Genomic DNA, 2,028 nt, shown 5'->3' with positions numbered 1-2,028 from the left:
TCCCCCCCCACCACCAACCTAAGCGTTGCGCTGATCTTCACGCCGATCTCTCCGCCGCCCCCGCGGCGGCCGGTCGGGGCCGAGGCCGGGCCGATCACCTCACTCCCGCTCGACGGGCATCCACAGCTCGCAGGTCGCGGTGGTGAAATCCGGCGAATGCTCGAGCACCGCGACGATCGACGGCCCGGGACGCAGCCGCCAGGGGTTGGACGGGAACCAGTCCGTCGCCGTCGCCGCGTAGGCCTCCTGCAACGCCGCCGGATGCGGGCCCGAGGTGCGGAACACCACCCAACTGCCCGCCTCGACCTCGATGGCGTCGAGATCGTCCGGCACCGGGGTGCCCGCGTCGACGGCCACACCGTGCAGGTAGGTCAGCTCGCTTCCCTGCGCGTAGTCCGCGTCGACGTCATCGCTGACCTGCAACAAGCCGGGCGGATTCGTATTGCTCAGCGCCTTCAGCCGCTCGTGCTCGGCGGCGGGCAGCGCTTCGATGTGAGCGCGGATGTGCGGGTTGAGGCCCTCGTGGATGAGCGGCACCCGCGCCGCGTGGCCGATCAGCCGGAACGCGGGCCGATCCAGAATTCGTGCGTCCATGGGGGTACTCCCTTCAACGGTCAGGCGGAACCTGAGCTGCGGTTGGCTGCGAAGGGGGCCGCCGTCGCGGCGAACCACGGTGTGGCTCACCCCGTGCACGGCCAGGAACGCCCGCCCGAACGCCTCGGTCGAGCCGTATCCATAGCGCACCGCGATCGTCAGCAGATCCTCCGCGCCGACCACATCCGCGGCCGCCACGGTCATCCGCCGCCGACGGATGTACTCCGACAACGGCATTCCCGCCAGCGAGGAGAACATCCGCCGCAGGTGATAGCCGGTCGTCCCGCCCTCGGCGGCGACCCGGTCCACCTCGACCTGCTCCCCCAACCGGGCCTCGATCTCCTCGACGAGCCGATTCAGTAGCGCGATCACGGTCACTCCCTTCGAGAAACACTCTTCCCGCCCGACGGCGCCCACCGCCCGACCGCAGCGGTCCGATCCGATCGGATGACCCGACAGCCGCCGACCTGGGCGCACGGCGAAAACTTGGGATCGGTAGACGACGCGCCCGGCCTTTACTCACCGCATGACTTCCGCACAGCCTTCCGGCAACCACCAGCAGTCCACCGGCCTCGACAAGAAGACCAGCGCGATCCTCTCCTACGCCTTCGGCTGGGTCTCCGGCGTCGTCTTCCTGTTCCTCGGCAAGCACGACCCCGACGTGAAGTTCCATGCCGCCCAGTCCACCGTCTTCTTCGGCGCGATCACAGTCCTCAACGTCGCCCTGAGCATCGTCGGCTCGCTCCTCGGCGCCATCGGCATCGTCCTGAGCCTGGTCGACCTCGCCCTCTGCCTGCTCGCCCTGGCCGTCTGGGTCATGGCGATGGTCCAGGCCGGCAAGACCGGCGGGGCGCGCGCCGACCTGCCCCTCGTCGGGAAGTTCGTCGCCCCCTACGCCGATCGGCTGGCGAGGGCGGTCGCGTAACGAACGCCCTCAGCTCCCGCATACCCCATCCACCGACTGACGACAGTCCCCACGAAACCGACGCCGACGGCCCGACACCTCCTCGGACCGTCGGCAGTCACGTTCCCGTCATGGCTCACGCCTTCTCACCGGTCGCGCAACGCCGAATCACCGTGCGCCGTCGGCACGGATCGGGAAGCCACACCCCCACAGCCCGGCCCACCACAGCCCGGCCCACCACAGCCCGGCACGCGACAGCCCGGCCCGCGGCTCGCCGGTGGCCGGATCGAGGTCGGCGGAAACCGAGGACGTCCTCCTAGACGTCGAAGCTAGATGTATGAGGCCATGACGTTGGTGACGCCGGTGTGGAGGCGGCTGGCTGGTGGCCGTGTCGCGCGTCAGACTTTGTGGCAGGGCCCGTTTGTTGCGGGTTTGACCTGTAGAAGGAGTCTGATCGTTCATGGCGAGACCGCCGGCTGTACCGGCTGAGGAGAAGGTCAGGATCGTGTTGTCGGTCCTGGCCGGTGAGG

General features: G+C 69.1%; 3 protein-coding genes. 1 reads left to right on the top strand and 2 read right to left on the bottom strand.

The features are described from left to right. Window positions 1–99 precede the first annotated feature (99 nt). On the bottom strand, window positions 100–966 hold the full coding sequence (locus tag QH283_RS22075) for an AraC family transcriptional regulator (protein WP_280504875.1): 867 nt from the start codon (window positions 964–966) through the stop codon (window positions 100–102). Between the two features lie 154 nt (window positions 967–1,120). On the opposite strand from QH283_RS22075, the gene QH283_RS22070 reads away from it, so the two are divergent. Beyond that, window positions 1,121–1,519, top strand: a complete 399-nt coding sequence (locus QH283_RS22070; RefSeq protein ID WP_280504874.1) for a DUF4870 domain-containing protein — start codon at window positions 1,121–1,123, stop codon at window positions 1,517–1,519. 147 nt (window positions 1,520–1,666) lie between these two features. Here the strand turns inward: QH283_RS22070 and QH283_RS22065 are convergent. Next, the coding region (locus tag QH283_RS22065; protein ID WP_280504873.1) for a hypothetical protein at window positions 1,667–2,028 on the bottom strand (362 nt) is incomplete at its 5' end.

The sequence above is a fragment of the Nocardia farcinica genome (genome assembly GCF_029867845.1).
In the GTDB taxonomy this organism is placed as follows: domain Bacteria; phylum Actinomycetota; class Actinomycetes; order Mycobacteriales; family Mycobacteriaceae; genus Nocardia; species Nocardia farcinica_A.
Note: the sequence above shows the minus strand (reverse complement) of the source record. Positions and strands in the feature narration are given on the sequence as shown.